2 protein-coding genes are annotated in these 2,315 nt (G+C 51.1%); both read left to right on the forward strand.

The window, feature by feature from the left end; genetic code table 11:
- Positions 1–311: 311 nt before the first annotated feature.
- The gene (gene groES, locus A918_RS0111685) at positions 312–608 is read left to right on the forward strand and encodes a co-chaperone GroES (protein ID WP_022711248.1); all 297 of its coding nucleotides are present in this window, start codon (positions 312–314) and stop codon (positions 606–608) included.
- A 109-nt stretch (positions 609–717) separates the two neighbouring features.
- Positions 718–2,315: chaperonin GroEL (groL, locus tag A918_RS0111690; protein ID WP_022711249.1), on the forward strand; the 1,598-nt coding region annotated here is incomplete at its 3' end.

Genomic DNA, 2,315 nt, shown 5'->3' on the forward strand with positions numbered 1-2,315 from the left:
ATCTGAAACACGACAACACCCTTGCGAGACATAAAAATTTGTTGCCGTCAGGCACTTATAAATCCGCAGCACGGGCATCATATTTGTGCCTAAGCATTTGATTTACGATGCCCCCTGTCAGTTTTTACAGGGTTTATCACCGGCAATATTGTCTTTTATGCCCGCCGGAAACCTTGACTCCGAAACGGCTCTTTCCTATATCAAAAGCACGTTAGCACTCACACAAAGAGAGTGCTAATAATCCACGGGCCGAAAGGCCTTCAACTCATTTTGCTGCCTTATTTCAAGGCGTATTTTCAAGGGTTATATCCATGGCAGAGATCAATTTCCGCCCTCTTCATGACCGCGTTGTCGTTCGTCGTGTAGAATCGGAAGCAAAGACAGCCGGTGGCATCATTATTCCTGATTCAGCCAAAGAAAAGCCGTCTGAAGGCGAAGTTGTCGCCGTTGGTTCCGGTAACCGCGATGAAAGCGGCAAGCTGGTTGCTCTGGACGTTAAAGCTGGCGACCGCGTTCTGTTCGGCAAATGGTCCGGCACAGAAGTGAAGATCGGCGGCGAAGACCTGCTGATCATGAAAGAATCCGACATTCTCGGAATCATCGCCTGATTTTCGATTTAGCCTGAGCGGTTCATAGCCCGGGCTTATTCACCATCCCTTTTCAACAGTTCAAATCGGGAAGCCTTGAAGGCAAGACCTCAGGCTCCAGGAGAGAAAAATGGCTGCTAAAGACGTAAAATTCGGTCGTTCAGCGCGCGAAAAAATGCTGCGCGGCGTCGATATCCTTGCAGATGCTGTTAAAGTAACGCTCGGCCCTAAAGGTCGTAACGTTGTTATCGACAAATCTTTCGGTGCGCCACGCATCACCAAAGACGGTGTATCGGTTGCCAAAGAAGTAGAACTTGAAGACAAGTTCGAAAACATGGGCGCACAGATGCTGCGCGAAGTCGCAAGCAAGACCAATGACACTGCCGGTGACGGTACAACAACCGCTACTGTTCTCGGTCAGGCGATCGTTCAGGAAGGCGCAAAAGCTGTTGCTGCCGGCATGAACCCGATGGATCTGAAGCGCGGTATTGATCTGGCTGTAACTGAAGTTGTTGCAAACCTCCTTGGCAAAGCTCAGAAAATCAACACTTCTGAAGAAGTTGCTCAGGTTGGCACCATCTCCGCTAACGGCGAAGCTGAAATCGGCCGCATGATTGCGGAAGCGATGCAGAAAGTCGGCAACGAAGGCGTTATCACTGTTGAAGAAGCCAAGACAGCTGAAACCGAGCTGGAAGTTGTTGAAGGTATGCAGTTTGACCGCGGCTACCTGTCTCCGTATTTCGTAACCAACCCAGAAAAGATGGTTGCAGAACTGGAAGACGCTTACATCCTTCTGCACGAAAAGAAGCTTTCCAACCTGCAGGCTCTTCTGCCGGTTCTCGAAGCTGTTGTTCAGACTTCCAAGCCACTCGTCATCATCGCTGAAGACGTAGAAGGTGAAGCACTGGCAACTCTGGTTGTTAACAAGCTGCGCGGCGGCCTGAAAATCGCTGCTGTTAAGGCTCCTGGCTTCGGCGATCGTCGTAAGGCAATGCTCGAAGATATCGCTATCCTCACCGGTGGTCAGGTTATCTCCGAAGATCTCGGCATCAAGCTGGAATCCGTGACCCTCGACATGCTCGGCCGTGCGAAGAAAGTTGCGATCACCAAAGAAAACACAACTGTTGTTGATGGTGCCGGTTCGAAAGCTGAAATCGAAGCCCGCGTTGGCCAGATCAAACAGCAGATCGAAGAAACTTCTTCCGACTACGACCGCGAAAAGCTGCAGGAACGTCTTGCCAAGCTCGCCGGCGGTGTAGCAGTTATCCGCGTTGGCGGTGCAACTGAAGTTGAAGTTAAAGAACGCAAAGACCGCGTTGACGATGCTCTGAACGCAACCCGCGCTGCGGTTGAAGAAGGTATCGTACCTGGTGGCGGTACTGCCCTGCTCCGCGCATCGGCCAAGATTACCGTTACAGGTATCAATGCTGATCAGGACGCCGGTATCAACATCATCCGTCGTGCGATCCAGGCTCCTGCCCGTCAGATCACCACAAACGCCGGTGAAGAAGCATCCGTAATCGTTGGTAAAATCCTCGAAAACGCTTCCGAAACCTTTGGTTACAACACTGCAACCAACGAATATGGCGATCTGATTAAAGCTGGTGTTGTTGATCCGGTTAAGGTTGTACGTACTGCTCTGCAGAACGCAGCTTCTATCGCTGGCTTGATGATCACCACCGAAGCCATGATTGCTGAACTGCCGAAGAAAGACGGCGGCATGCCAGC

The sequence above is a fragment of the Pseudochrobactrum sp. AO18b genome, assembly GCF_000409565.1.
Taxonomy (GTDB): Bacteria; Pseudomonadota; Alphaproteobacteria; order Rhizobiales; family Rhizobiaceae; genus Pseudochrobactrum; species Pseudochrobactrum saccharolyticum.

What these genes read in the sequence shown, in the direction of transcription:
- groES (WP_022711248.1), top strand. Translation starts at nt 312, where the DNA reads ATGGCAGAGATCAATTTCCGCCCTCTTCATGACCGCGTTGTCGTTCGT.